This window comes from Pseudomonas sp. N40(2020) (assembly GCF_014472415.1).
Taxonomy (GTDB): Bacteria; Pseudomonadota; Gammaproteobacteria; order Pseudomonadales; family Pseudomonadaceae; genus Aquipseudomonas.
This window is the reverse complement of the sequence record NZ_JACSZV010000087.1, coordinates 1-1,269: the sequence shown is the minus strand read 5'-3', so window position 1 is coordinate 1,269 and position 1,269 is coordinate 1. Positions and strand designations below refer to the sequence as shown.

Genomic DNA, 1,269 nt, shown 5'->3' with positions numbered 1-1,269 from the left:
GCCCGATGCACCGCATCGGGCGTTTTGTATTTCAGCGACAGATGAGGCCGCTCGTTGTTATAGATCTGCACCGACTCGTCCACCATCCGGATGGCCTCTGCAAAATCTTTGGGGCGATGCAGCAATAACTCGTTTTTCAAAATCCCGTTCACACGCTCAGCCAACGCATTTTGGTAGCAGTCGTAGCCATCGGTCATTGAGCAGGTGATGCCGTATTTGGCATGCAGCCGCTGATAAAGCTCGGAGCAGTATTGGACGCCTCTATCCGAGTGATGCACCAGGCGTTGCTCCGTTTTCCGCTGCCTGAGGGCTTTGTTGAACGCCTGGATCACCGATTCGGTGTGCAAGCTTTCATGGACATGGTGCCCCACGATTTTTCGGGAATACGCATCGGTGACCAAACTCAGATAAGCCACACCCGTTTGCGTCGGTAAGTAGGTGATGTCAGCAACCCATACTTGCTCTGGCGCCTTGGCGACTACCTGAATCGGTCCATCTTTGAGCAGGTTTGGATGCCGGCGAAAGCGATGATGGCTGTCTGTCGTTTTGTGATAGGCCCGTCTGCGGGGAACCAGTTCGCGCCGATCTCGCAAGATATCGAATAAACGGTCTCGACCAACCGTTACGGACACTTCTGGCTCAGTGCGCATTAGATTGTGAAGTTTTCGGGTGCCAAGGCGCGGTTGCCTAAGTCGCTTTTCCCTCACGAATCCCATCACTTCCTGGGCATGACGGGCCCGGGCATCACACGCCCGGTTGCGCTTGTAATACGCCTGACGGGAAATCCCCATGAACTGGCAAGCCCTACTGATGCTCAGGCCTCGGATCTGCCCTTGGGAGAGGACTTGCCGGATCGCTTTTTTACGACAGAAACACCGAAGTCGTTCTTCAAAACGTCAACGACGGCCTCGAAAAACTGAGCTTTCTGGTTGGCTTGGGCAAGCTTTTCTTCAAGCTCTTTGATTCGCTGTTCGGGTGTCAGGGGTTTATCGGGCTCATCCATGGAACGGGGTCTCTTGGAGCGAATGGACGCGCCTTGACTCCAGTCCTGCCGACCATGCCTGCGTAACCAGTTCAGTACGGTCGTTTTACCCTGAATGCCATAGCGCTCTTGAGCCTCTTTATAACTCAACTCGCCTTTTTCGACCTGATCGACGACCGACAATTTAAAGGTCAGCGTGTAATCACGCTGACTGCGCCTTTCTCCCGTATTCATTACTCCCTCCTGAGAATGGGTCAGAAGGTGTAAACCTTATTCAGGACGGGACA

General features: G+C 53.7%; 1 protein-coding gene. It reads right to left on the bottom strand.

The window, feature by feature from the left end; genetic code table 11:
* Window positions 1-1,216, bottom strand: a protein-coding gene (locus IAI51_RS27725) for an IS3 family transposase (RefSeq protein ID WP_187681371.1) whose coding sequence is annotated in 2 segments (ribosomal slippage) — window positions 1-865 and window positions 865-1,216 — 1,217 coding nt annotated over the 2 segments. Because the reading frame shifts where the segments join, the coding sequence is not laid out codon by codon here. This gene is flagged as partial in the annotation.
* Window positions 1,217-1,269: the final 53 nt, after the last annotated feature.